The sequence below is a fragment of the Vibrio sp. YT-15 genome (assembly GCF_033337445.1).
In the GTDB taxonomy this organism is placed as follows: Bacteria; Pseudomonadota; Gammaproteobacteria; order Enterobacterales; family Vibrionaceae; genus Vibrio; species Vibrio alginolyticus.
In genome coordinates, this window is record NZ_JAWOQR010000175.1 from 1 (window position 1) to 1036 (window position 1036).

Genomic DNA, 1036 nt, shown 5'->3' on the forward strand with positions numbered 1-1036 from the left:
TACTGATTGCGCTTATTAATATTGTATTTGGCGTGTTTTTGTCTAAAGAGCTCAAAGAAATCAAATCTGAGCTTTTAAACTATACTGATGACACTCTTCCAGCAATGGAAAGAGTGGATGCGATCCGAGATGATCTTTCTCACTGGCGTCGCTCTCAATTTGCGACTTACACCTATAAAGACGCAGATAAGATCAGAAACAAAATCGCAAGTAACATCCGTGAACGCGAAAAGATCAGCAAAGAACTTGAAGCTTACGGCTCAACCATTTGGCCAGGTGAAGAACAACAAACGTTCCAACGCCTAATGCGCCAATGGAAACAGTACTTGGTTACTATGGACCAATACAATGAGTCGATGTTAGCAGGCAACAAAACCGAAGCGCTCGCTGTTCTATCTAACTCTTTAAACGACTTCGAAGCCGTCGATTCTGATCTAAACGAGCTAATCCGCTTGTTGAAAGTCGCAATGGACAGCAACAAAAATCACATCCTTTCTTCAGTGAACGGTTTGAGCAACTCATCCATCGCGAGCAACGTGACCATTCTAGTGATCATGATTGTTATGACGCTTGTTCTAACGCGTTTGATTTGTGGCCCACTACAACTTGTTGTGGAACAAGCAAACTCGATTGCGAAAGGTGACCTTTCTAAAGACATCGATCGTAAGTTGATTGGTAACGATGAACTGGGCGAGTTGGCAGATGCAACGACTAAGATGCAAAACGACCTACGCCAAGTTATCGACAACGTTATTGCCGCTGTAACGCAATTGAGCAGTGCAGTAGAAGAGATGAACCAAATCTCTGAGCTTTCTGCATCTGGCATGAAAGACCAACAGCTACAAATCACGCACGTTGCAACAGCAATGACGGAAATGAAAGCTGCGGTCGCCGACGTTGCACGCAACACGGAAGAGTCAGCGAGCCAAGCAAACGATGCAAACCACCGTACACAACTTGGTGTGCGTGAAACACAAAGCATGGTTGATGCGATTGGCGAAGTAGCAAATGTTATCGGCGCTGCTGGTGATACAGT

At 44.8% G+C, this 1036-nt stretch carries 1 protein-coding gene; it reads left to right on the top strand.

Annotation, left to right across the window (positions count from 1 at the left end; translation table 11 throughout):
* Positions 1 to 2 precede the first annotated feature (2 nt).
* Positions 3 to 1036, top strand: a 1034-nt coding sequence (locus R7D93_RS26100; protein ID WP_318129658.1) for a methyl-accepting chemotaxis protein, incomplete at its 3' end; no start/stop codon positions are given.